Source organism: Streptomyces sp. NPDC014882, from assembly GCF_043081325.1.
Classification (GTDB): Bacteria; Actinomycetota; Actinomycetes; order Streptomycetales; family Streptomycetaceae; genus Streptomyces.
In genome coordinates this window covers 37,968-58,571 of record NZ_JBIBWL010000021.1, presented here as the reverse complement: position 1 = coordinate 58,571, position 20,604 = coordinate 37,968, and the positions used below count along the sequence as shown (strand labels likewise).

The window sequence follows — 20,604 nt, the reverse complement described above, 5'->3', positions numbered from 1 at the left end:
CCCGGTCCGGCCGGGAACGCGCCCCGGTCCGGTCCACCCCCTCGCCCCGCAGGAGTACGCATGCCCCTCGACGTCGACGCGATCCGCGCGCTGATCCCCGCCCTGACATCCGGCACGGCCCGCTTCGACGCGCCCGGCGGCACCCAGACCCCGCAGCCGGTGATCGACGCCATCGCCGAGGCCTTGGCGCGCCCGCTGGCCAACCGGGGGCACGTCACGCAGGGCGAGCGCAACGCCGAGGACATCGTGCTGGCGGCCCGCCGGGCGATGGGCGACCTGCTCGGCACCGACCCGGGCACCGTCGTGTTCGGCCGCAGCGCCACCCAGCTCACCTACGACCTCGCCCGCACCCTGGCCGGGACCTGGGGCCCCGGCGACGAGGTCGTGGTCACCCGGCTCGACCACGACGCCAACATACGGCCCTGGATCCAGGCCGCCGAGGCGGTGGGCGCGACCGTGCGCCGGGCGGACTTCGACCCGGGCACCGGTGAACTGGCCCCGGAGCGGATCGGGGAGGTCCTGTCCCCGCGCACCCGGCTGGTGGCGGTCACCGCGGCGTCCAACCTCCTGGGCACCCGCCCCGACATCCCGGCCGTCGCCGAGCTCGCCCACCGGGCGGGCGCGCTGCTGCACGTCGACGCCGTGCACTACGCCTCGCACGCCACGGTCGACCTCGCCGCGCTCGGCGCGGACACGCTGGTGTGCTCGCCGTACAAGTTCCTCGGTCCGCACCTCGGCGTCCTCACCGGCCGGGCGGCCCTGCTGGAGTCCCTGCGGCCGGACAAGCTGCTGCCGTCCGCCGACACCGTCCCCGAGCGCTTCGAGCTGGGCACGCTGCCGTACGAGCTGCTGGCCGGGGTCCGGGCCGCCGTGGACGTCCTCGCCGCGCTGGTGCCGGACGCCGGGGACGGCGACCGCCGGGCGCGGCTGGCCGCCTCCTTCGCGGCGGTGGAGGTCCACGAGGAGGCGCTGCGGGAGCGCCTGGAGGCCGGGCTCTCGGAGATCGGCGGGGTGACGGTGTACTCGCGGGCCGCGCGGCGCACCCCGACGCTGCTGTTCACGGTGGCGGGTCACCGCCCGGCGGACGTCTCCCGGCATCTCGCCGGGCACGGGGTGGAGGCGCCGGCCGGTTCGTTCTACGCGCTGGAGGCGTCCCGCCACCTCGGGCTGGGTGCCGAGGGCGGCGTACGGGTGGGACTGGCGCCGTACAGCTCCGCCGAGGACGTGGACCGGCTGCTGGAGGCGCTCGCCCTCCTCGGGTGAGCCCCGGGGGGCGTGCCGAGCGGCCCGGATCGGCGTAGCGTCCTCGGTGGGAGGGGTGCGGCACGTCCCGCGGGGGTGTGCCGCGCCGTGCGGGGAACCGGCAGCCGCCTGCGGCCGTGCGGGAGGCTCCCCTGCCCTGCCGGAGGTGCCTCGTGACCGACCCGGGTGACCCGGCCGTCGACGGCCTGGACGCCGCGTTCGCCGAGACCGTACGCCGCACCGGCGCGTCGATCGGCGCCCTCTACCTGCTCTCCCCCGACGAGCAGGTGCTCTCCCTCGACGCGCTGTACGGGGCACCCGTCGGGCTGGCCGAACCGTGGACGCACGTGTCGACGACGGCTCCGGCGCCGGTGGCCGACGCGGTCCGTGAGGAGCGCATGGTGTGGGTGGGCGGCCAGAGCGAGATGGCCCGGTCCTATCCGCGCACCGCGATGGCGCTCCCCTACCCGCTGGCGCTGGCCGCCGCGCCGGTCACCGGTGTGCGCCGCTGGGGAGCCCTGCTGCTGATGTGGCCGACCACCCGCCCCCCGTACGTGACCGGGCGCGAGCGGGGGAACATCATGTCGAGCTGCCGGCGGCTGGCGCGGCTGCTCGAGGAGGCCGCCGGGCGCGGCAGGCCGCGGGCCGCCGCCGGCCGGCCGCGGGTGCTGCCCGCGGGGACCGGGCGCCGGGACGCCGGACCCGCGATGGCGGCGGCCGACTTCGTGGAGCGGCTGCCCGGCGGCAGCTGTGCCCTGGACCTGGAGGGCCGCTTCACCTACCTCAGCTCCGGAGCGTGCGAACTGCTCGGGCACGACGCCGGCGAACTGCTGGGCACCCTGCCGTGGCAGTCGCTGCGCTGGCTCGACGACCCCGTCCACGAGGACCGCTACCGCGCCGCGGTGCTCAGCCGTGCCCCCGTGTCCTTCACCGCCTGCCGGCCGCCGGGGCAGTGGCTGGAGTTCCACCTCTACCCGGACGACAGCGGCATCAGCGTCCGGATCGTCCCCAGCGGCGAGCAGGCTCCGGCCCTGTCGGCGCCCCGCCGGCCGGTGAGCGGCGCGCCGGCCCGGATGGGGCAGCTCTACCAGCTCACGCATCTGGCGGCCGCGCTCACCGAGGTCGTCGGCGTCCAGGACGTGGTCGACCTGGTCGCCCACCAGATCATGCCCGCCTTCGGCGCCCAGGGAATGGTGCTGTCCACCGCCGAGGCCGGCCGGCTGCGGATCATCGGGCACCGCGGCTACCCGCAGGAGACCGTCGAGCATCTCGACGCGCTGCCGCTGGACACGGGGCTCACCCCGGCGGGGCACGCCCTGGACAGCGGCATCCCGGCGTTCTTCCCGAACACGGAGGACATGCGGCGCGTCTACCCGGAGGCGCCGGGCATCAGCGGCAAACAGGCCTGGGCCTTCCTGCCGCTGACCCTCTCGGGCCGCGCGGTCGGCGTCTGCGTCCTGTCCTACGAACACCCGCACGACTTCCCGGCCGCGGAGCGCGCCGTGCTGACCTCGCTCGCCGGACTCGTCGCCCAGGCCCTGGACCGGGCCCGGCTGTACGACACCAAGCACGACGTCGCGCACGGTCTCCAGCAGGCGCTGCTCCCGCGCGCGCTGCCCTCGGTCGACGGTCTGCGGGTGGCGGCCCGCTACCTGCCCGCCACCCGCGGCATGGACATCGGCGGGGACTTCTACGACCTGATCCGCCTGGACGGCGCCGCCGCGGCCGCCGTCATCGGCGACGTCCAGGGCCACAACGTCGCCGCCGCCGCGCTGATGGGACAGGTCCGCATCGGCGTGCACGCCCACACGGCCCTCGGCGCTTCCCCGGACCGGGTCCTCGCCGGAGCCAACCGGCTCCTCACCGACCTCTCCCCCGACCTGTTCACCAGCTGCCTCTACGCCTGTCTCGACTTCGGCGGGGGGTGCGTCTCGCTGGCCAGCGCCGGGCACCCGCCGCCCCTGCTGCGGCTGCCGGGCCGCGCCACCCGGCCCCTGGACGTGCCGCCGGGCCCGCCCCTGGGGATCGACCCCGACGCCGAGTTCCCCGTCACGCGGATCCCGCTCGTACCGGGGATGACGCTCGCCTTCTACACGGACGGTCTCATCGAAACCCCGGGCGTCGACTTCGAGGACTCCGTGAACCGGCTCGCCGGGGACCTGGACCGCGCCGACGACCGGGACCTGGACGAGCTCGTCGACACCCTGCTGCGGACGTCCGGCACGGCCGGGCAGCGCACCGACGACGTGGCCCTCCTGGTCCTGCGGTTCACGGACCGCCCCCGGGCGTACTGACCCGCGGCGTCGTTCACCCGGGTGAGGGGGCCGGCCGCCCGAAGCCCTCGTACCGGCCGGACGCGCTCGGGCCGGGGCCCGGGCTGCCGCCCGGGCTGCCGGAGGGGGCCCTCCCCTCCGGTGAGGCGCGCACGGCGTCGCGGGGCGGGCGGGAACGCGACGGCGGGACCGGACGGCCGCCGGTCCGGAACCCACGGCCGACCGGCCGGGGAGGCCGTACGGGCCGACCGGTCAGAACAGGGGTTCCTGCTCGTGGGTCGTGGCGTCGCGCCGCCGGGGCCGGGCCGGGGGCCGCCGGGCGGGCGTCTCGTCGCCGAAGAGGGGCGCCGTCCCGCACTCGTCCGGCTCGGCGGGGACGGCGGCGCCGCCGGTGCGGACGTTCAGCCGCAGCGGCGCCTCCCGGTCGAAGTCCCCCGGTGTCATGGCCGTCCACGCGCGGCCCGGCTCCTCGCTCACGCACCGCTCCTTCCCCGGCTCCGCCGACCGGACGCCCCCGGTGCACATCCTGCCCGACCGGGGCGGCCTCCGGTCGGGGGGCGGGGTGCCCGGCCTGCTGGACGACACCGGCGACACCGACCGCCCGGGCGGGCCGCCGGACCGGGGCGCGGCAATCGCGGGCCGCCACCGCGCGGCACCGCGACGACGGCCTCGCGCCGACGACGCCGTCCCCACGGCGTTGCCGACGTCGTTGCCGGCGTCGGCGGGGCGCCGGGCACCGCGGGCGGGACGGCGGGCGTGCTCGTGCGGTCGCCGTGCCGCGACCGGCGGGCTCGGCGCGGGAGGCGGATATTGAAGGGAAGGGTGTTCCCGCCGCCGGTGCCGGGCGGGACGCCGGAGGCCGGGCACGGAGCGGGGGAGACGGTGAGCGCGTCGAGAGAACCGGGCGGGGCGTGGGCGGCCGGCGGGGAGCGCCGTGGCGCGCCGCCGCCGCTGCGGTGGCGGGTCGTGCTGTTCTGGCTCGTCGCGGTCACGGTGCTGCTCGCGGTCATCGGGGTCTTCCTGGACCGCGAGACCAGGCTCGCGCCCTTCCTCGTGGTGCTGCCCGCCCTGATCGCCGGGCGGGGCAGCGTGCGCCAGACCGCCGTCGCCTCCGCCTGGGTCACGGTGATGATCGCCGCGGCCCTGCTCGACACCGCGGACGACACGGTCGGCGCGGTGGCGGCGACCGTCGTCTTCGCCCTCGTCTTCAACGGGCTGAGCGTCGCGCGGGCCGCCCAGCGGATCCGCAGCGACCGGGAGATCGCCCGGCTGCGGTCCGCCGCGGCCGCGCTCCAGCGGCAGTTGCTGCGCCCGTTCCCGCTGATGACGGACCAGCTCATCGTGCACGGCCTCTACCAGCCGGTGGAGGAGGACAGCCGGGTGGGCGGCGACGTGTACGAGGTGGTGTCCTCGCCGTACGGCAGCCGGGTCTTCATCGCCGACGTCCAGGGCAAGGGACTGCCCGCCATCAGCGCGGCCTTCTCCGTGCTCAGCGCCTTCCGGGAGGCGGCCGTCGCCGAGCCCACGCTGACCGCCGTCGTCGACGCCCTGGAGGACGCGGTGCTGCGGCACAACTCCTTCGCGGCGCAGGCCGGCGAGAACGAGCGGTTCGTGACGGCGCTGGTCCTCGGCATCGGCCCGGACCCGGAGGTCCAGGCGATCAACTGCGGCCACGTCGCGCCGCTGATGCTGCACAGCGACCGGAACGGTCCGGTGCTCAAGGGCGAGCCGTGCGTCCCGCTGGGTCTCGACGCCCTGTCCCCGCGGCCCCGCACGGTCGAGTGGTTCACCTTCCCGCGGGACGGCACGCTGTTGCTGTGCACGGACGGCGTCACCGAGGCCCGCGATCCGTCGGGGGTCTTCTACCCGCTGGAGGACCGGACCGCGGCCTGGGACGACGTCCGCCCCGGTGACCTGCCGGCGGCCGTCCACCAAGACCTGCGCCGGCACACGGCGGGCACGCCGGGCGACGACACGGCGCTGCTGGTGCTGCGGAGGCGGCCGGGCACCGGGGCCGGCTGACGGACCCCGAGGAGCTCCGCCCCGGCGGGCGTCCGCCGCACGGCGGGCCTCCGCCCGGAATGCGTAGAGTGGTACGCCCGTGGTCGCACGTCACCCCTTCGGAGCCCGCATGCCCGCCCCGCCGGTCGGCCCGGACGGCGATCCCGACGCGCTGTTCGGACTCGACGCCCTCGAACCGCCCCCGCCCTCCGCCCGCGCCCACCCCCACGCCCCCTCATCGTTTCGCGACTCCGGAACGGCGCGCCGGCTGCTGCCCGTGCGGGAGATCCACGCCGAACCGGCCGCCGCGGCCTCCGCGCGCGGCCGCGAGATCATCGCCCGCTTCCCCGGCGCCCGTCTGGTCGAGATCGACTCCCACTGGCGCGTTCCCGGGCTGCACGGCAACGAGGGGAACGTCGAGCGGTGGGTGCGCGTCAAGGGCGAGACCCTCGTGCTGGGCGAGCGCAAGACGTTCACCACCCGCCCCAACGGGCGCTCGGCGGACTGGATCGCGCCCGGCCCGTCCAACGGCTGCGCCCTGGCGTGCGCGTACTGCTACGTGCCGCGCCGCAAGGGCTACGCCAACCCCATCACCGTGTTCACCAACGTCGACCGGACCATCGCCCACCTCGGCCGGCACATCGCGCGGCAGGGCCCCAAGCGGGAGCCCAACCAGTGCGACCCCACGGCGTGGGTGTACGACATCGGGGAGAACGGCGACTGCTCGGTGGACGCCCTCGTCTGCGACAACACCGCCGACCTGGTGCGCGCCTTCCGCCGCTGGCCCACCGCGAAGGCGTCCTTCGCGACGAAGTTCGTGAACCCCGACCTGCTCGCCCTGGAGCCGCGGGGCCGGACCCGGATCCGGTTCTCCCTGATGCCCGAGGCCGACGCCCGTCTCCTGGACGTGCGCACCTCGCCGGTCGCCGCCCGGATCGCCGCCGCGGCCGACTTCCTGGACGCCGGTTACGAGGTCCACTTCAACTTCTCCCCCGTCGTGCTGCGGCCGGGCTGGCGGGAGGACTGGGCCGAACTGCTCCGGCGGCTGGACGACGTACTGCCCGAGCGGGTCAAGCGGCAGGCGGCCGCCGAGGTCATCATGCTCACCCACAACCGTGAGCTGCACGAGGTGAACCTGGGCTGGCATCCCCGTGCCGAGCAGGTGCTGTGGCGGCCGGATCTCCAGCAGGCGAAGCGCTCCGAGAACGGCGCGCTGAACGTCCGCTACCGCAACCAGGTCAAGGCCGAGGCGCTGGACGCCCTGCGCGACCTGATCGGCGCCCACGCACCGTGGCTGCGCATCCGCTACGCCTTCTGAACGGGGCCGGGTCCGGCCGGGCCGACCGGGTGGGGCCGAGCCGGACCGGACCGGGCCGCGCCGGACCAAGCCACGCCGGGCCGGACCAAGCCACGCCGAGCCGGACCAAGCCACGCCGAGCCGGACCGGGCCGCGCCGGACCGGGGCGAGCGACGGCGCGCCGGACCGGGCCAAGCCGAGCCGCACCGGTCACACGGTCGCGGAGGGGTGGCCGAGGGGGTCAGGAGAGGGGGCGGGCGTCCCGGTCGGCGCGGCCGCCGGCGCCCAGCAGCCCCGTGGGGCGGAAGGGCTCCTCGGCCTCCAGCCGGGGCAGTTCGCGCCGGGCGACGCGCAGCACCAGCGGCGGCAGCGCGGCCCTCGCGATCTGCGCGAGGCGCAGCCAGGCGGGCACGTAGACCGCGGTGCTGCGGCGTTCCACGGCGCGGGCGAGGACCTCGGCGACGGTCTCGGCGGGATACACGCGCCGGGCGGGGGCGGGCATGTGGGCGCGCAGTTCGCGCAGCACGGCGTGCCGGTCGGCGTCCCGGATCATGTCGGTGTCGGTCCAGTTCAGATAGGCGATGCCGACCGCCACGCCGTGGTGCGCCTCCTCGGCCCCCAGCGCGTGCGCGAAGGCCTCCACGCCGGCCTTGGACGCGCAGTAGGCGCTCATCAGCGGGGCGGCGCCGAGGGAGGCCAGGGAGGCGATCTGGAGGTGGTAGCCCGCCGTCTCGCGCAGGTCGGGCAGGAACGCGTGGGCCGTGAGGGCGCTGCCGCCGAGGTTCACGTCGACGACGCGGCGCCAGGAGGCCATGCCGGTGCCGCCGAAGGGGCCGCCCTCGGCGATGCCCGCGTTCGCGACGACGGCCGACGGCGGGCCCAGCCGGGCGCGGACGGTCTCGGCGGCCTCCAGCAGGGCCGCCTCGTCGGTGACGTCCACCTCCACGGCGAGGGCCGGCCCGGGCAGCGAGGCGGCGACCGCCTCCAGGGCCGGCCGCTCGTGGCCGAGCAGGGCCAGGCGCGCGCCGCGGCGGGCGAGGGCACGGGCGAGGGCCGCGCCCACGCCCCGCGCGGCGCCCGTGACGACGACGGTGCGGTTCTCCAGGGGGCTGTGCGCCACGGCGCGGTGCGCCACGCCCTCGCGGGTCACGGTGTCGTGGGCCGCGGTCTTCCGGTGGCTGTGCGCCACGGCGTGCTCCGTTCGTCGGCTGCCTGTCGTCCTCAGTCGGGTCGTGCGTGTCCCGTGCGGTCCCGGTGGGTGAGGGCGCGCTGGAGCCCGGACAGGCCCGGCGACCGGCGCCGCCGCAGCGCCGCGCGGGCGGCGTTGGCACCCGGGGCGCCGTGCACGCCGCCGCCCGGATGGGCGCCCGCGGAGGCGAGGAACAGTCCGCGCACGGGTGTCTCCGGCCGTCCGGTGCCGGGCAGGGGGCGGAAGAGGAGCTGCTGGTGCATGCCCGCGGTGCCGCCGTTGATGGCGCCCGCGTGGAGATTGCCGTCGAGCGCCTGGAGCGTGGGCGGGGCGAGGACGCGGCGGGCGCGGATCAGCGCCCGGAAGCCCGGCGCGAACCGTTCGACCTGGCGCTCCACCCGGTCGGCCATCAGCTCCTGCTCCCCGGGGTCCCAGGCGCCGGTGAGGCCCTCGTCCCCCGCGTCGGCGGCCACCTCGTGCGGTACGTGGGTGTAGGCCCAGGCCGACTCGGTGCCGCCGGGCGACCGCGACGGGTCGGCCGTCGTCATCTGGCCGAACAGGCAGAACGGGCGGTCGGGGACCTGCCGCATCGCGACCTGGGCGGCGAAGCGGGTGAGTTCGTCGATCCCGTCGGCCAGGTGGACGGTGCCGGCCCGCGCGGCCTGCTCGGCGCGCCAGGGCACGGGGCCGTCGAGGGCCCAGTCGACCTTGAAGGTGGCGAAGTCCCACTGGAACCGCCTCAGGTCGGCCAGCACCTGGCCCGGAAGGTGCTCGGGCTCGACCAGCTCGCCGTAGAGGGCGGGGACGGAGACGTCCGCGAGGACGGCGCGGCGGGCGGGGACGGTGCCGCCGTCGGCGGTGCGCACGCCCACCGCCCGTCCGTCGCGGACGACGACCCGGTCCACCCGGAGTCCGCAGCGCAGCGTGCCGCCGCGGGCGCGCAGCCGGCGGACCAGCGCGTCGGTGAGGGCGCCGGCGCCACCGGCCGGGACGGGGAAGCCGTACGTCTGGCCCAGCATGGACATCAGCCAGCCGAAGCCGCCGCTGCCGGCGGCCTCCGGGGCGAGGTCGGCGTGCAGCGCGTTCCCGGCGAGGAGGAGCCCGCCGCCTTCGCCGCGGAACTCCTCGGCGCCCATGCGCCGCACCGGGAGCACCAGGGTGCGGGCCAGCCGCAGGCCGCCCGCCGCGCGCAGTCGCAGGGCGAGCCGCCTGGTGGCCTTGAGCGGCGGGAAGGGGGTGAACAGGGCGTCGAGGACGTCGGGGCGCAGCCGTTCCCAGATGTCGTGGAGCCGGCGCCAGGCGGCGCCGTCCCCGTCGTGGAAGGCGTCGAGGGAGGCGGCGGTGACGTCGATCCGCCGGTCGAGGACCGCGCACCTGCCGTCGCTCAGCGGATGCGCCAGGACGTGGGGGGCGTGGCTCCACCGCAGGCCGTGCTCCTCCAGACGCAGGCCCGACACCACCGGGGAGGCGGCGGCCAGCGGGTAGAAGGAGCTGAAGAGGTCGTTGACGAAGTCCGGGTCCACCTCCCGGTCGTGGCGCACCGCTCCGCCGGGTCCGGGCTGCTCCTCCAGGACCGTCACGCTCCAGCCGGCGTCGGCCAGCAGGTTGGCGGCCACCAGTCCGTTGGGCCCGGCCCCGATCACCACGGCGTCAGGCATCGGCGCCGCCGTGCGCCCGCACCGGCACCGGCCCCGGTCCGGTGTCCCGCGCGTCGTTCTCGCACACGTCGGCCAGCCGGGCGAGCATCGCGCGGTGCCGGAGCTGGATCAGCGCCTCCACGCCCACGTTGTGCAGGGCCCCGCCCACCCCTTGCAGGGGGTGTTCGTCCACGATCACCAGGCAGTGCTCCCCCCAGGGCCGCAGCTCGATGGCGATCCGCGCCGTGCCGAGCGCGCCCGCCCGGGCCTCGAGCTCCAGGGCGGTGCCCTCCTCGCAGCGCCGCACGACGGTCCGGTTGCCCAGGCGGACGGGTCCGATCCGGACCTCGTAGCCGATCTCCGCGCCCACCTGGGGCCACTGGCCCCGCACCGGGGTGGACTCCGCGGTGCCCACCACCCAGTCGGCGTACCGGTCACCGTCCGAGAGGACGGTCCACACCCGCCGCGGGGATGTCTTGATGAGCCGATGCCGGACCGCCACGACGACCTCCTGTTGCTCGTCCTTCGCTCACCGCCAAGTGCCCACGCCGGGGACGGCGAACCGGGATGACGGCGAGGAATTTCCGATACGTCCGTGAAGCCGCGGGTGCCGGCACGTGGGCTCCGGTGCCGGCCCTCGGGGTCCCGGTGCCGACTCGTGGCCCCGGTGCCGCGGCCCTCGGGGCTCCGGGCCTCAGCCCCGGCCGACCTGTTCCCACGGGCGGGGCCCCGTGCCGGAGTGCCAGGCGAGCAGTGCCTCGGCGTCCACGCACACGATGCCGCACTGCTGCGCGTACTCGACGGCGGGCGCCGTGAAGTCGTTGGTGGTGACGACGATGGCGACGTCGGCCTCGTGGACGGTGAAGCAGGTGCCGCCGAAGCGCTGCAGATCCTGTGAACCGACCTTGTTGCCGTCGCCGTAGCGCTTGCACTGGAGGACGAGTCGGCGCCCGTCCGGTGCCACCGCCAGCACGTCGGCTCCCAAGTCGCCCGCGCCGCCCACGACTTCGACGTCCGTGCAGTGGTCGCGGGCGCACAGGCCGGCTATCGCCTGTTCGAACTCGTCGGGATCCAGGGCGTAGTAGTCCGTGACGCACGCGGCGTCCGCGACGGGGGCCGTCCCGATGACGAGGGTGCGCGCCGTGCCGTCGGCGCCGGACGGCGGGGCCGGGTCGGAGATCCCCGGCCGGCCGGCGATGCCCGCCGGTTCGACGACGCCCGCCGGGACGGCCGCGGCCGGCGGCTCGGCGAGCGCGTCGACGGCCGTCTCGGCCGCTTCCTCGAGGGCCTCGGTGGCGTGCCGTACGAGTCTGCGCGCCGACCAGCGGCGTCGGCCCCGGTAGCAGGCGACGGTCGCGGCGACGCCGAGGACGAGCAGGGTCACGGCCCACGCGGGCCGGCGTTCCGCCGCGGCGGCGGCGGTGCGGGCGATCATGCCCCCGAGCGTCAGGAGGAGCGCGAGGAGGACGAAGAACAGGGCCGTCGTGCGGAGGTCGAAGCGGCGGCGGCGACGCACGGGGCGTATCGGGCGGGTGGGTACGGTCACGGCGGTGGTTCCTCCCAAGCGGCCTTCGGTGAAGATCACTCGGGGCTTGTGCCCCGGCTGGGGCGGTTCATCGTGACCGGTCCCCGGTCCGGTGCGCGGGTGTGGCGACCGGGTGCGCGCGGGCGACGACGCGACCGGTCACCCGGGCCGCGCCCGAGGAGGGCGCGACCGGTCAACGGGGTTCACGGGGACGGCGGCACGACCGGCCGCCGAAGTCCAGGAGGACGGCGGCACGACCGGTCGCAGAGGTCCGCCGGGACCGCGGGACGACCGGTCGCAGAGGTCCGCCGGGACGGGCCGGTGGCGTCGTCCCCGGCTCCGCGCGGTGGGCCCGGACGTGCCGGGGTGTGACCCACCGCGCGTGCGGGGCGTCAGATGCGGCCGCCGGTGAGCCGGGTGATCGGGCCGAAGGTCTGGCGGCCGGAGCGGCGGCCCACCGCGTACGACGCGGCCGTGAGCGCGGTCACACCCGCGCCCACCCCGGCCGCGATCAGCTTGCGGTGGGCGATCACCGTCCAGGCCGTCTTGGCGGTGGCGGCGACCTGCCCGGTGGCCGTCCTGGCCGTGGCCGCGACCTGACCGGTGGCGGACTTGGCCGTGGCCGCGACCTGACCGGTCCTCGCCACGAGCGCCTGACGGCCCGCCTCGACGCCACGGGCCGCGCCCTGCGCCGCACCGGCCGCCTTCCCGGCGGCGCGCCCGGCCCCGGAGCCGGCGGCCGACGCGGCGTCATCCGCCTTGCCGGCGGCGCCCTTTGCGGCGCGCTCGGCGGGGGCGGTCGCCTTGTCCGCCGCGCGCTGGGCCTTGGTCGCGGTCGCGCGCTTGGCGGCGCGCTCTTCGTTCGTGTCGGTGTTCGCTTCAGTCATGGACTTCGCGTTGCCGCTCCCTCACACCGCAAACCCGCCACGGCGCCCGCGTGCCGCCCGCGGCGGGGCCGGACGGGGCCGGACGAGGTGGGGCAGCGGCGGGCGAGACCGGGCGGGGCCCGCGCCTGGGTAGGGTCCCGTTCATGCGCCTCGCCCTCTTCGACCTGGACGGCACCCTGGTGGACCGTACGTCCGCCTTCGCCGACGCCATAGCCGACCTCTGCCACGACCACGCGTACGGGCCCGAGATCGAGCGGTGGCTGCTGACCGAACTCGCCGACCGCGCCGAGCGGTCGGACTTCGCGCGGCTGCGCGCCGCGTTCGGGCTGGGCGAGTCGGCGGACCACCTGTGGCGGGTGTACGTCGACCGCATGGCGGCCGCCGTCACCTGTCGTCCCGAGGTGCTGGACGGCCTGGCCCGGCTGCGCGAGCGCGGCTGGAGCGTCGGTGTCGCCACGAACGGGTCCTCCGACATCCAGCGCGCCAAGATCAGGGCCACGGGACTCGCCGACCTCGTCGACGGGATCGCCGCCTCCGGGGACATCGCCGTCCGCAAGCCCGACCCGCGCCTCTTCGAACTGGCGGCGGCACGCTGCGGCACCCAGATCGGCGCGGGCGACTGGATGACGGGAGACAACCCGGAGACCGACATCCGCGGCGGCCACCGGGCGGGCCTGCGGACGATCTGGGTGACGGGGCGGCCCTGGCCCGAGGGACTCACCGTCCCCCACCAGCGCGTCGCCGACGTCCCGCGGGCCGTGGACCACCTGCTCGCCCACTCCCCGGCGTAGGGGTGTTTCGAAAGCCCCTCCTCCAGAGGGGGTGCCCCCGGCCCGGCGGCTCCGGCGGGCCGCGCACGGCGGTTGTTCCCCTCGTCGGCGTCCGCCCTTCACCCCCGCGCCGCCCCGCCGTCCCCCCGCACCACCAAGATCGTCACGTTTGCCCCGTCCCCCATCGAAGGAAGGCCGACGTGGCCGGATCGCTTCCGAGGGCTTTCGCCGTGTGCCTCCTCACGGCGTCGCTCGCCCTGACCGCCGCACTTCCCGCCTCCGCCGAGGACGACGACGCCCTCCCGGCCGTCCTCCCGCGCGTCGAGACGCCCGCCCTGTACGACGACGAGGCGGGCGGCAACTCCGACGCGGACGATCCGGCGATCTGGCGCAACGCCGCCGACCCGGACGCCAGCCTGGTCGTCGCCACCGCCAAGGAGGGCGGTCTGAGGGTGTACGACCTCGGCGCCCGGCTCGTGCAGTCGCTCGCCGCGCCGGCCGGACCGGGTCCCGAGGACGCGCCCGGCCGCTACAACAACGTGGACGTGGTGCGGGGCCTGAAGCTGTCCACCGGGCGCGCCGACCTCGCGGTCACCACCGACCGGGGCAACGACCGGCTGCGGATCTACCGCATCGACCCCTCCTCGCCCGGCCGTCCCCTCTCGGACGTCACGGACCCGGCGGCCGCGCCGGTCTTCTCCGCCGGCCAGGCGGAGATCAACGAGCAGCGCACCGCGTACGGCCTCGCCACCTGGACCGACAGGGCGAGCGGCCGCACCTACGCGCTCGTCAGCCGGCGCGAACGCACCACCATCGCCCTGCTCGAGCTGACGCCGGAGGCCGGCGGCCGGGTCGGCTACCACAAGGTCCGCACCCTGGACCTGCCGTCCTCCTTCCGCCTGCCGAACGGCACGTCCTGGTCGCCGTGCGCGGAGCCCGGCGAACTGCCGCAGGTCGAGGGCATGGTCGTCGACCCGGCGAACGGCACGCTGTACGCGGGCCAGGAGGACGTCGGCGTCTGGCGGATGCCCGCCACGCTCACCGGAACGCCCCGACTCGTCGACACCGTGCGGGAGTACGGCGTCCCCGGCACCTACGACGAGGCAGCCGAGGAGTGCGTGAGCGGCGCCGATCCCGGGTACGGCGGCACGCGGATCACGGCGGACGTCGAGGGCCTGACCCTGGTCGCCGAGGCGGACGGCGACGGCTACCTGCTGGCCTCCAGCCAGGGCGACGACACCTTCGCCGCCTACGACCGCGAGCGCGGCGACGACAACGAGTACGAGGGCGGCTTCCGGGTCGCCGCCACCGCCGCGGGCCCCGACGGTTCGGAGGAGTGCGACGGCGCCGCGGCGCTCGCCGCCCCGCTGGGCCGCAGGTTCCCGGGCGGTCTGCTCGTCGTGCAGGACGGTCACGACGACGCCGGACGGGCCGACGGCCGCCCGGCGACGAACTTCAAGTTCGTCGACCTGCGCGAGGTCCTGACGGCGCTCGACGACTGAGCCGACGCCCGGGTGCGGCGGGACGGGGCTCCCGTCCCGCCGCACCCGGGCCTTTCACGGCGCGTCGGGCTCCGCGCGCCGCCCGGTTCGGCCCGGGCCGGTCCGGCGCAGGTCGGCGATCAGCCGGGCGCCGGTCACCGTTCCGTCGTCCTTGTGCGCCTCCCAGCGCGCGAAGGTCTCCGCGGCGGCCTCGGCGAAGCCGGCCCCGCGGCGCGGGCACCCGGCGCGGGCACTCGGCCGGCGTGCGGCCGCGCCGCGGGGCCGTGCCTCATCCGCCGGGCGGCCCCGCTCCGTCGCCTTTGAGGCGTTCGAGGTCCGAGGGGCGGACCTGGATCACGACGAGGGCGATCAGGGCGGCGACCAGCGCGAAGACGGCCGCCGTCACGAAAGCCGCGGAGACGCCCGCGGTCAGGACCTCGTCGCCCCAGGGCGGCGGGAGTTCGCCGGTGCGCCGGAAGCCCAGGCGTTCCGCCGGGGTGGCCTGGGACAGGAACGCCGGGACCTGGGTGTCCGCCTCGTTGCCGCTGGCCGTGCCGAACACGGTGACCAGGATGGACAGGCCGAGCGAACCGCCCACCTGCTGGGTGGCGTTGAGCAGCCCGGAGGCCGCGCCGGTCTCCCGGGCGGGCACGTTGGACAGCGCCATCAGGGTCAGGGAGACGAACTCCATGCCCATGCCCAGGCTGAAGACGAGCATCGGGCCGAGCACGCTGCCCGCGTAGGTGGAGTGGACGTCGGTCAGGGTCAGCCAGCCCAGTCCCGCCGCGGCCAGGATCGCGCCGGCCACCATGAACGGTTTGGGGCCGTACGTCGGCAGGAACCGGGAGGCCAGTCCCGCGCCGACCGCGATGACCGCGCTCACCGGGAGGAAGGCGAGGCCCGCGCGGAGGGGGCTGAAGTCCAGCACGTTCTGCACGAACAGGGTGAGGAAGAAGAACATGCCGAAGATGGCGGCGGCCAGGCAGAGCATGATGCCGTAGGTGCCCGCGCGGTTGCGGTCGGCGAACATGCGCAGCGGTGTGATCGGCTGCCGGGAACGCTTCTCCACCGTGACGAACACGGCGAGGAGGACGACGGCCCCGGCGAAGGAGGCCAGGGTGAGCGCGTCGCGCCAGCCGTCCTGGGCGGCCCGGATGAAGCCGTACACCAGCAGGACCATGCCCGCGGTGGAGGTCGCCGCGCCGGCGATGTCGAAGTGGCCGGGGTGGCGTGCGGATTCCCTGATCCAGCGGGGTGCCGCGAGGGCGATGAGCAGACCGATGGGGACGTTGACGAAGAGGACCCAGCGCCAGTCCAGCCACTCGACGAGGATGCCGCCGGCGAGCAGTCCGATCGCGCCACCGCCCGCCGAGACCGCGGCGAACACGCCGAACGCCCGGTTGCGTTCGGGTCCTTCGCGGAAGGTGGTGCTGATCAGCGCGAGGGCGGTCGGGGAGGCGATGGCCCCGCCGACGCCCTGGAGGGCCCGGGCGGCCAGGAGTTGGCCGGGACCCTGGGCGAGCCCGCCGAGGAGCGAGGCGAGGGCGAACAGCAGCACGCCGAAGACGAAGACCCGCCGCCGTCCGAGGATGTCCCCGACCCGGCCGCCGAGCAGCAGCAGTCCGCCGAAGGTGAGCGTGTAGGCGTTGACCACCCACGACAGGTTGGTGGTGGAGAAGTCCAGGGAGCGCTGGATGTCCGGGAGCGCGATGTTCACGATGGTGATGTCGAGGACCACCATCAGCTGGCACGAGGCGATGACGAACAGCGCCATCGCGTTTCCGTCACCGCCCGCGGGGCGGGCGGAGGTCCGGGACGCGGAAGTGGGTTGCGGAGAGGAACTCATGGCGTGTCGCCCGCACGGGGCGGGCCCCTGGGGGTCGGTGGACGAGCGCGCCCACCGTCGTGTTCACCGTTCGACCGTACGCCGCCGCCCGGACCGTCACCACTCGATCACCGGGGGCCGCCCGCCGGGCCGTTGCCCGGCCCGCCGGCGCGGGCCCGTGCGCCGGGCACCGGGCACCGGGCACCGGGCACCGGGCACCGGCGTGCCAGGACTCCCCCGTGGTCCTGGCACGCCTCCCCCGGCTCCGGCGGCGGTCCGCCGCCGTGGGGTCACCAGGATGCGCCGGGGCCGGGGGCCGTGTCGTTGGCGAGGCGTCCCCGCTCGCTTGGCGGAGCGTCTCCGGGCGGGCCGGGCCGCGGGTGTTCGCGGGCGCGCAGTTCGCTGGGCGGGAGGCCGTAGGCGGTGCGGAAGGCGCGGGTGAACTCGGCGGCCCGCGGGAAGCCCCAGCGCGCGGCGACGGCGTGGATCGGCGTCGTGCTGCGGGCGGGGTCGAGGAGGTCGCGGCGGGCGTGTTCCAGCCGCTGGTCCCTGATGTACGAGGCGACGGTGAGGCCTTCGGCCCGGAAGAGGCGGTACAGGTGGCTGCGGGAGACGTGGTGGGCGGCGGCGATCGTCGCGGGGGTCAGCTCGGGGTCGCCGAGGTGGTGGCGGACGAACGCCTTGACGCGCAGGGCGAGGGTCCGGTCGCGGCTCTCCGGCGGCAGGTCCGGGTCGGCGTCGAGGGCGTGCGCGAAGGCCGCCGAGACCAGGTCGGTGACGACGGTGGCGAGGCGGGGTCCGTCGGCGGGCCGGTAGCAGGAGGTGTCCGCGGCGAGCCGGAGCAGGAACTGCGCCAGCAGCGCGCCGATGCCTTCCGTGGCCGAGATGCGGCGTCCCCTCACCTGGTCGGCGTGCCGGCCGGGCAGCGGCACCTGGGCGCGGGGGATCTCCACCCCGACGATGGTGACGGGGTCGGCGCCGGTGTGGATCTCGAAGGGGCGCGAGGAGGTGCTGATGTGGAAGTCGTTCATCGTGTAGACCGCCTGCCGGCTGCTGCCCCAGCTGGCCGCCCCCTCGCCCTTGAGGAGCAGGGAGAGGTGGTAGAGCTCGGGGTCGGAGGCGCGGATGAGCCGCGGGGTCCGGTGGAAGACGAGCGGGTCGAAGGTGGCGGGCCACACGGTGACGTCACCGAGGAGGATCGCCCGCTGGGAGCCGTCGTAGTCCGCGGCGCGCTCGCTGCTCAGCCGCATCGGCGCGTGGGTGCGGCCCATGCGCTGGATCCAGGCCTCGAACCGGTCGGCCGCCGGGAGGTCCTGGGTCCGGAAGACCGACTCGTGCACCACGCGCGCAGTCAATCACACCGGTGACCGGGGACGTTGGGGGGGTCGGCGGGCCCCGGCGCGAGCGCGGCGGGGGCGTTCCCGTCCTCCGACGCCATATTACCGAACCGTAACCTCCTGACTGCTACCCCGGGTAACCCCCGCGCCGCTACCGTCCTGACAACTCGTCCAAGAACGTTCCGGGAATGCTCCGCGCATGTTCCGAGCACGGCACGCGGCGGCGGTGGACGACCGGCGCCGCGTGCCGGGCGGTCCGTCCTCACCGGGCCGTGTGCCACCCGAGCCGCAGCGTCAGGCTCGGCCTCCCCGCTCCCCACCGGAGGTCTGCCATGCCCGCCCCCGCCCGTCTGCTCGCCGCGGCCGTCACGGCCGCCGCCTGCCTCGGCACGACAGCCGTCCCGGCCTCCGCCGCGACACCGGCCGAACCCGTGGTCTCCCGCGGCGTCACCCTTCCCGCCTTCTACACCCCGCCCGCCTCGCTGCCGGCCGCCGACGGCGCGCTGATCCGCACCGAACGGCTCCCCCTCGCCCTGAGCCTGCCCGGCATCGACGGCCCGCTGCCCGGGCGGGCGACCCGCCTGATGTACCGGTCCACGGACTCGGCGGGCCGGCCGACGGCCGTCACCGGCGCCTACATCGAACCCGCGGCCGCCTGGAAGGGCACGGGGGCGCGGCCGCTGGTCGTCGTGGCGCCCGGCACCATGGGGCAGGGCGACCAGTGCGCCGCGTCCCTCGGCCTGGAACGCCCGCTCGTCCTCAACGGTCGGACGGTGTCGGTCGGTTACGAGAACCTGGCCGTCTACCGGCTGCTCGCCCGCGGGGTCGCCGTCGTGGTCACCGACTACACCGGCCTCGGCGCCACGGACCGGCTGCACACCTACGTCAACCGGGTCGACGAGGCCCACGCCGTGCTGGACGCCGTCCGCGCCGCCCGTTCCCTCGACGGGACGTCCCTCACCGCGGGCTCGCGGGTGGCGCTGTTCGGCTACAGCCAGGGCGGCGGGGCCACCGCGGCCGCCGCCGAGCTCCAGCCCGCGTACGCTCCCGACGTCCCGCTCGCCGGCACCTACTCCGGAGCGCCGCCCGCCGACCTGGTGGCCGTCACCGCGGCCATCGACGGCAGCGACCTCGCCGGGGCGCTCGGCTGGTCGGTCAACGGCTTCCTGGAGTCCGACCCGGAGCTGAGGCCGATCGCGGAGGCGCACCTGAGCGCCGCCGGCAAGGCGGCCCTGAAGGACCTGTCCACCATGTGCGTGGGGGACGCCCTCCTCGCCTACAACTCGGCGCGCAGCAGCGCCTGGACCACCGACGGGCGCCCCCTGGGCGCCATCATCGAGGAGGAGCCCGCGCTCGAGTCGTTCCTGGCCGACCAGCGCATCGGCGGGCTCAGGCCCGCGTCCCCGGTGCGGGTGGCGACCGGCACCGCCGACAACCTCGTACCGCACGGACAGGCCCGCGGGTTGGCCGTGGCGTGGTGCGCGAAGGGGGCGGACGTCACCTACAAGCCCGTCGTCCTGCTGCCGCTGGGCAACGCCCTGCTCAACCACTTCGCCCCGCTGCTCGCCGACCAGGGCGACGCGATCTCCTGGCTGACCGACCGCCTCGAGGGCCGGCCCGCGGGCTCCGACTGCGCGGTGCTTCCCTACAAGCCCTGAGGAAGCGCCTGAAGGGCCCCCGCGGTCATGTCCGTTCGGCCGCTCGCCGCCGGGGAAGCACCCCGGCGGCGAGCGCCCCGGGGCGGGCCGGCGGACGTCAGGGGACGCGGCGGAACGGCGGGCACTGCCAGCGTGCGTCGACGACGTCCGGGCGCGGCAGGTACATGCGCAGCATGGAGAACCACTCGCCCCGCTCCGGTACGGGCAGCCAGTTGGCCGCCCGCTCCGGGCCCGGCGGGTCGGGCCGCAGGAAGAGGGTCAGGCCGCCGTCGGGGTCGGTGAGCAGTCCGGGGGTGCGGTCGCCGACGGAGTAGCGGTCGATCGGGTTGGCGACCAGGTTCCGGTCCGCGTCGTACACGGTCAGGGACCAGAACGCGTCGACGGGAGGCAGCCTCCCCGGCTCGAAGCGGATCTCGTAGCGCCCCGCGGACAGTTTCCGGCCTTCGTCGTCCTCGAAGGCGACGAGGTACACCGTCTCCTCGACGTCGTTGGCGGCGACACCGAACAGGGCCTGCTCCGCGGCCCGCTTGACGAAGTCGTCGCCGAAGCGGCCCAGCTCCGCGGGCGGATAACGCCACCCGTTGATCGTCCGGGCCCAGTCGCCGCTGCGGAACTGCTCCTCGAGCAGGGCCATGCCCGCGTCGGCGGCGCGGACGAGCCCCTGCTTGACCGGCTCGGGCTGTGCCTCGACGTCAAGGCCGGGCCCCACGCCTATCTCCGCGAACTGCCGGAGCAGGATCTCGTGGTGTGCCGGCGGCGGGTTCTCGGCAAGCATCGCGTTGAGGGTCTTCCACGCCGCCAGCGGATCCCGCGCGGGGTCGGCGGGCACCAGCACGTCGCGGCGCTCCGGCAGGTCGGCGTCCGCACGGCCGAAGAGGTGGAGCGGGGTGAGCCGGTAGCGGTCCTGCAGCGCGTGCACGGCGGGCAGGTCGTGCTCGCCCTCGACGAGGGTGCGGCCGAGGACGATGATCCAGGGGCTGGGGGAGGTCGCCGTGCGGCGCACTCCCGCGGGGAGGTCGCCCTGCCACCCCGGGCCGACGAGGGCGAAGGAACCGGCGTGCGGTCCGGTGACGCGCCGGCCGACGTAGTCGTAGTTGTCGGAGGTGACGGCGGCCAGTTCGAAGGTGAAGTAGCGGTCGCCCATCTCCGGGTGCGAGAGGACGACCGGTTCCTCGCTCAGGTCGACCCAGGCGACCGAATAGAGCGTGTCGTTGTTGGGGGCCCGGCCTTCCCGGTCGGAGGCGTCGAAGAGGTGGCGCCCGTGCCAGAAGTGGCCGACCGCCGAGTGCGGCGTCATCTCCGTCGCCGGCTCCTGTGTCATCCAGCCGTGCCGGAGCCGGGCGTTGTAGAGGTAGGGGAAGCCGTAGACGAAGGCCTGTTCACCGAGGGTGTAGGCGTATTCCTGACGCCAGTCGTGGCCCGGTGGCCGGGTGGGACTGTCGGTGGTCGCGGTCGCCATCACCGCGCTCCTTCCCTCTGGAG

16 protein-coding genes are annotated in these 20,604 nt (G+C 75.9%); 7 read left to right on the top strand and 9 right to left on the bottom strand.

The window, feature by feature from the left end; all coding sequences use genetic code 11:
* Positions 1 to 60: 60 nt before the first annotated feature.
* Both ACF09K_RS32570 and ACF09K_RS32565 read left to right on the top strand, forming a co-directional pair.
* Positions 61 to 1,263, top strand: coding sequence for a cysteine desulfurase-like protein (locus ACF09K_RS32570; RefSeq protein WP_392248933.1), 1,203 nt, complete (start codon positions 61 to 63; stop codon positions 1,261 to 1,263).
* A gap of 152 nt (positions 1,264 to 1,415) precedes the next feature.
* Entirely contained in the window at positions 1,416 to 3,536 is a 2,121-nt protein-coding gene (locus ACF09K_RS32565) for a SpoIIE family protein phosphatase (protein WP_392248932.1), read from the top strand.
* 231 nt (positions 3,537 to 3,767) lie between these two features.
* Here ACF09K_RS32565 and ACF09K_RS32560 read toward each other — a convergent pair whose 3' ends face one another.
* Complete coding sequence (locus ACF09K_RS32560) at positions 3,768 to 3,992, bottom strand: hypothetical protein (protein WP_392248931.1); 225 nt, start codon at positions 3,990 to 3,992, stop codon at positions 3,768 to 3,770.
* A gap of 405 nt (positions 3,993 to 4,397) precedes the next feature.
* Between ACF09K_RS32560 and ACF09K_RS32555 the strand changes: the two genes are divergently transcribed.
* Together ACF09K_RS32555 and ACF09K_RS32550 are read left to right on the top strand one after the other, a co-directional pair.
* Positions 4,398 to 5,537 carry a PP2C family protein-serine/threonine phosphatase gene (locus ACF09K_RS32555; RefSeq protein WP_392248930.1) on the top strand — a complete coding sequence of 380 codons (1,140 nt, stop codon included), beginning with the start codon at positions 4,398 to 4,400 and terminating at the stop codon, positions 5,535 to 5,537.
* Positions 5,538 to 5,646: 109 nt separating this feature from the next.
* A complete protein-coding gene (locus ACF09K_RS32550) occupies positions 5,647 to 6,834 on the top strand; it encodes a spore photoproduct lyase family protein (protein ID WP_392248929.1) in 1,188 nt (395 codons plus the stop codon).
* Between the two features lie 220 nt (positions 6,835 to 7,054).
* On the opposite strand, the gene ACF09K_RS32545 is transcribed toward ACF09K_RS32550, so the two are convergent.
* The 5 genes from ACF09K_RS32545 to ACF09K_RS32525 all read right to left on the bottom strand — a co-directional run bounded on the left by ACF09K_RS32545 (position 7,055) and on the right by ACF09K_RS32525 (position 12,051).
* On the bottom strand, positions 7,055 to 7,933 hold the full coding sequence (locus tag ACF09K_RS32545) for an SDR family oxidoreductase (protein WP_392248979.1): 879 nt from the start codon (positions 7,931 to 7,933) through the stop codon (positions 7,055 to 7,057).
* 101 nt (positions 7,934 to 8,034) lie between these two features.
* Positions 8,035 to 9,660, bottom strand: a complete 1,626-nt coding sequence (locus tag ACF09K_RS32540; protein WP_392248928.1) for a phytoene desaturase family protein — start codon at positions 9,658 to 9,660, stop codon at positions 8,035 to 8,037.
* Positions 9,653 to 10,141, bottom strand: a complete 489-nt coding sequence (locus ACF09K_RS32535) for an SRPBCC family protein (protein WP_392248927.1) — start codon at positions 10,139 to 10,141, stop codon at positions 9,653 to 9,655. Before ACF09K_RS32535 ends, ACF09K_RS32540 begins: the two co-directional genes overlap by 8 nt.
* A 192-nt stretch (positions 10,142 to 10,333) precedes the next feature.
* A complete protein-coding gene (locus ACF09K_RS32530) occupies positions 10,334 to 11,185 on the bottom strand; it encodes a restriction endonuclease (RefSeq protein ID WP_392248926.1) in 852 nt (283 codons plus the stop codon).
* A 371-nt stretch (positions 11,186 to 11,556) separates the two neighbouring features.
* Positions 11,557 to 12,051 carry a hypothetical protein gene (locus tag ACF09K_RS32525; RefSeq protein WP_392248925.1) on the bottom strand — a complete coding sequence of 165 codons (495 nt, stop codon included), beginning with the start codon at positions 12,049 to 12,051 and terminating at the stop codon, positions 11,557 to 11,559.
* 143 nt (positions 12,052 to 12,194) lie between these two features.
* On the opposite strand from ACF09K_RS32525, the gene ACF09K_RS32520 reads away from it, so the two are divergent.
* Together ACF09K_RS32520 and ACF09K_RS32515 are read left to right on the top strand one after the other, a co-directional pair.
* Positions 12,195 to 12,842, top strand: a complete 648-nt coding sequence (locus ACF09K_RS32520) for an HAD family hydrolase (protein ID WP_392248924.1) — start codon at positions 12,195 to 12,197, stop codon at positions 12,840 to 12,842.
* Positions 12,843 to 13,021: 179 nt separating this feature from the next.
* Positions 13,022 to 14,323, top strand: a complete 1,302-nt coding sequence (locus ACF09K_RS32515) for a phytase (RefSeq protein ID WP_392248923.1) — start codon at positions 13,022 to 13,024, stop codon at positions 14,321 to 14,323.
* Between the two features lie 268 nt (positions 14,324 to 14,591).
* Here the strand turns inward: ACF09K_RS32515 and ACF09K_RS32510 are convergent, their stop codons facing one another.
* Together ACF09K_RS32510 and ACF09K_RS32505 are read right to left on the bottom strand one after the other, a co-directional pair.
* Positions 14,592 to 16,148 (bottom strand): MFS transporter, encoded by a 1,557-nt coding sequence (locus ACF09K_RS32510; protein ID WP_392248922.1) that lies wholly within the window; start codon positions 16,146 to 16,148, stop codon positions 14,592 to 14,594.
* 269 nt (positions 16,149 to 16,417) lie between these two features.
* The gene (locus ACF09K_RS32505; protein ID WP_392248921.1) at positions 16,418 to 17,470 is read right to left on the bottom strand and encodes a helix-turn-helix domain-containing protein; all 1,053 of its coding nucleotides are present in this window, start codon (positions 17,468 to 17,470) and stop codon (positions 16,418 to 16,420) included.
* Positions 17,471 to 17,796: 326 nt separating this feature from the next.
* On the opposite strand from ACF09K_RS32505, the gene ACF09K_RS32500 reads away from it, so the two are divergent.
* Positions 17,797 to 19,122, top strand: coding sequence for a lipase family protein (locus tag ACF09K_RS32500; RefSeq protein WP_392248920.1), 1,326 nt, complete (start codon positions 17,797 to 17,799; stop codon positions 19,120 to 19,122).
* Between the two features lie 97 nt (positions 19,123 to 19,219).
* Here the strand turns inward: ACF09K_RS32500 and ACF09K_RS32495 are convergent, their stop codons facing one another.
* The gene (locus ACF09K_RS32495) at positions 19,220 to 20,581 is read right to left on the bottom strand and encodes a DUF1254 domain-containing protein (RefSeq protein WP_392248919.1); all 1,362 of its coding nucleotides are present in this window, start codon (positions 20,579 to 20,581) and stop codon (positions 19,220 to 19,222) included.
* Positions 20,582 to 20,604 lie beyond the last annotated feature (23 nt).

Bases quoted from the DNA above. Each gene is read 5' to 3' on its own strand.
- ACF09K_RS32570 (WP_392248933.1), top strand. From the start codon at position 61: ATGCCCCTCGACGTCGACGCGATCCGCGCGCTGATCCCCGCCCTGACA.
- ACF09K_RS32550 (WP_392248929.1), top strand. From the start codon at position 5,647: ATGCCCGCCCCGCCGGTCGGCCCGGACGGCGATCCCGACGCGCTGTTC.
- ACF09K_RS32540 (WP_392248928.1), bottom strand. From the start codon at position 9,660: ATGCCTGACGCCGTGGTGATCGGGGCCGGGCCCAACGGACTGGTGGCC.
- ACF09K_RS32525 (WP_392248925.1), bottom strand. From the start codon at position 12,051: ATGACTGAAGCGAACACCGACACGAACGAAGAGCGCGCCGCCAAGCGC.
- ACF09K_RS32520 (WP_392248924.1), top strand. From the start codon at position 12,195: ATGCGCCTCGCCCTCTTCGACCTGGACGGCACCCTGGTGGACCGTACG.
- ACF09K_RS32510 (WP_392248922.1), bottom strand. From the start codon at position 16,148: ATGAGTTCCTCTCCGCAACCCACTTCCGCGTCCCGGACCTCCGCCCGC.
- ACF09K_RS32500 (WP_392248920.1), top strand. From the start codon at position 17,797: ATGCCCGCCCCCGCCCGTCTGCTCGCCGCGGCCGTCACGGCCGCCGCC.
- ACF09K_RS32495 (WP_392248919.1), bottom strand. From the start codon at position 20,581: ATGGCGACCGCGACCACCGACAGTCCCACCCGGCCACCGGGCCACGAC.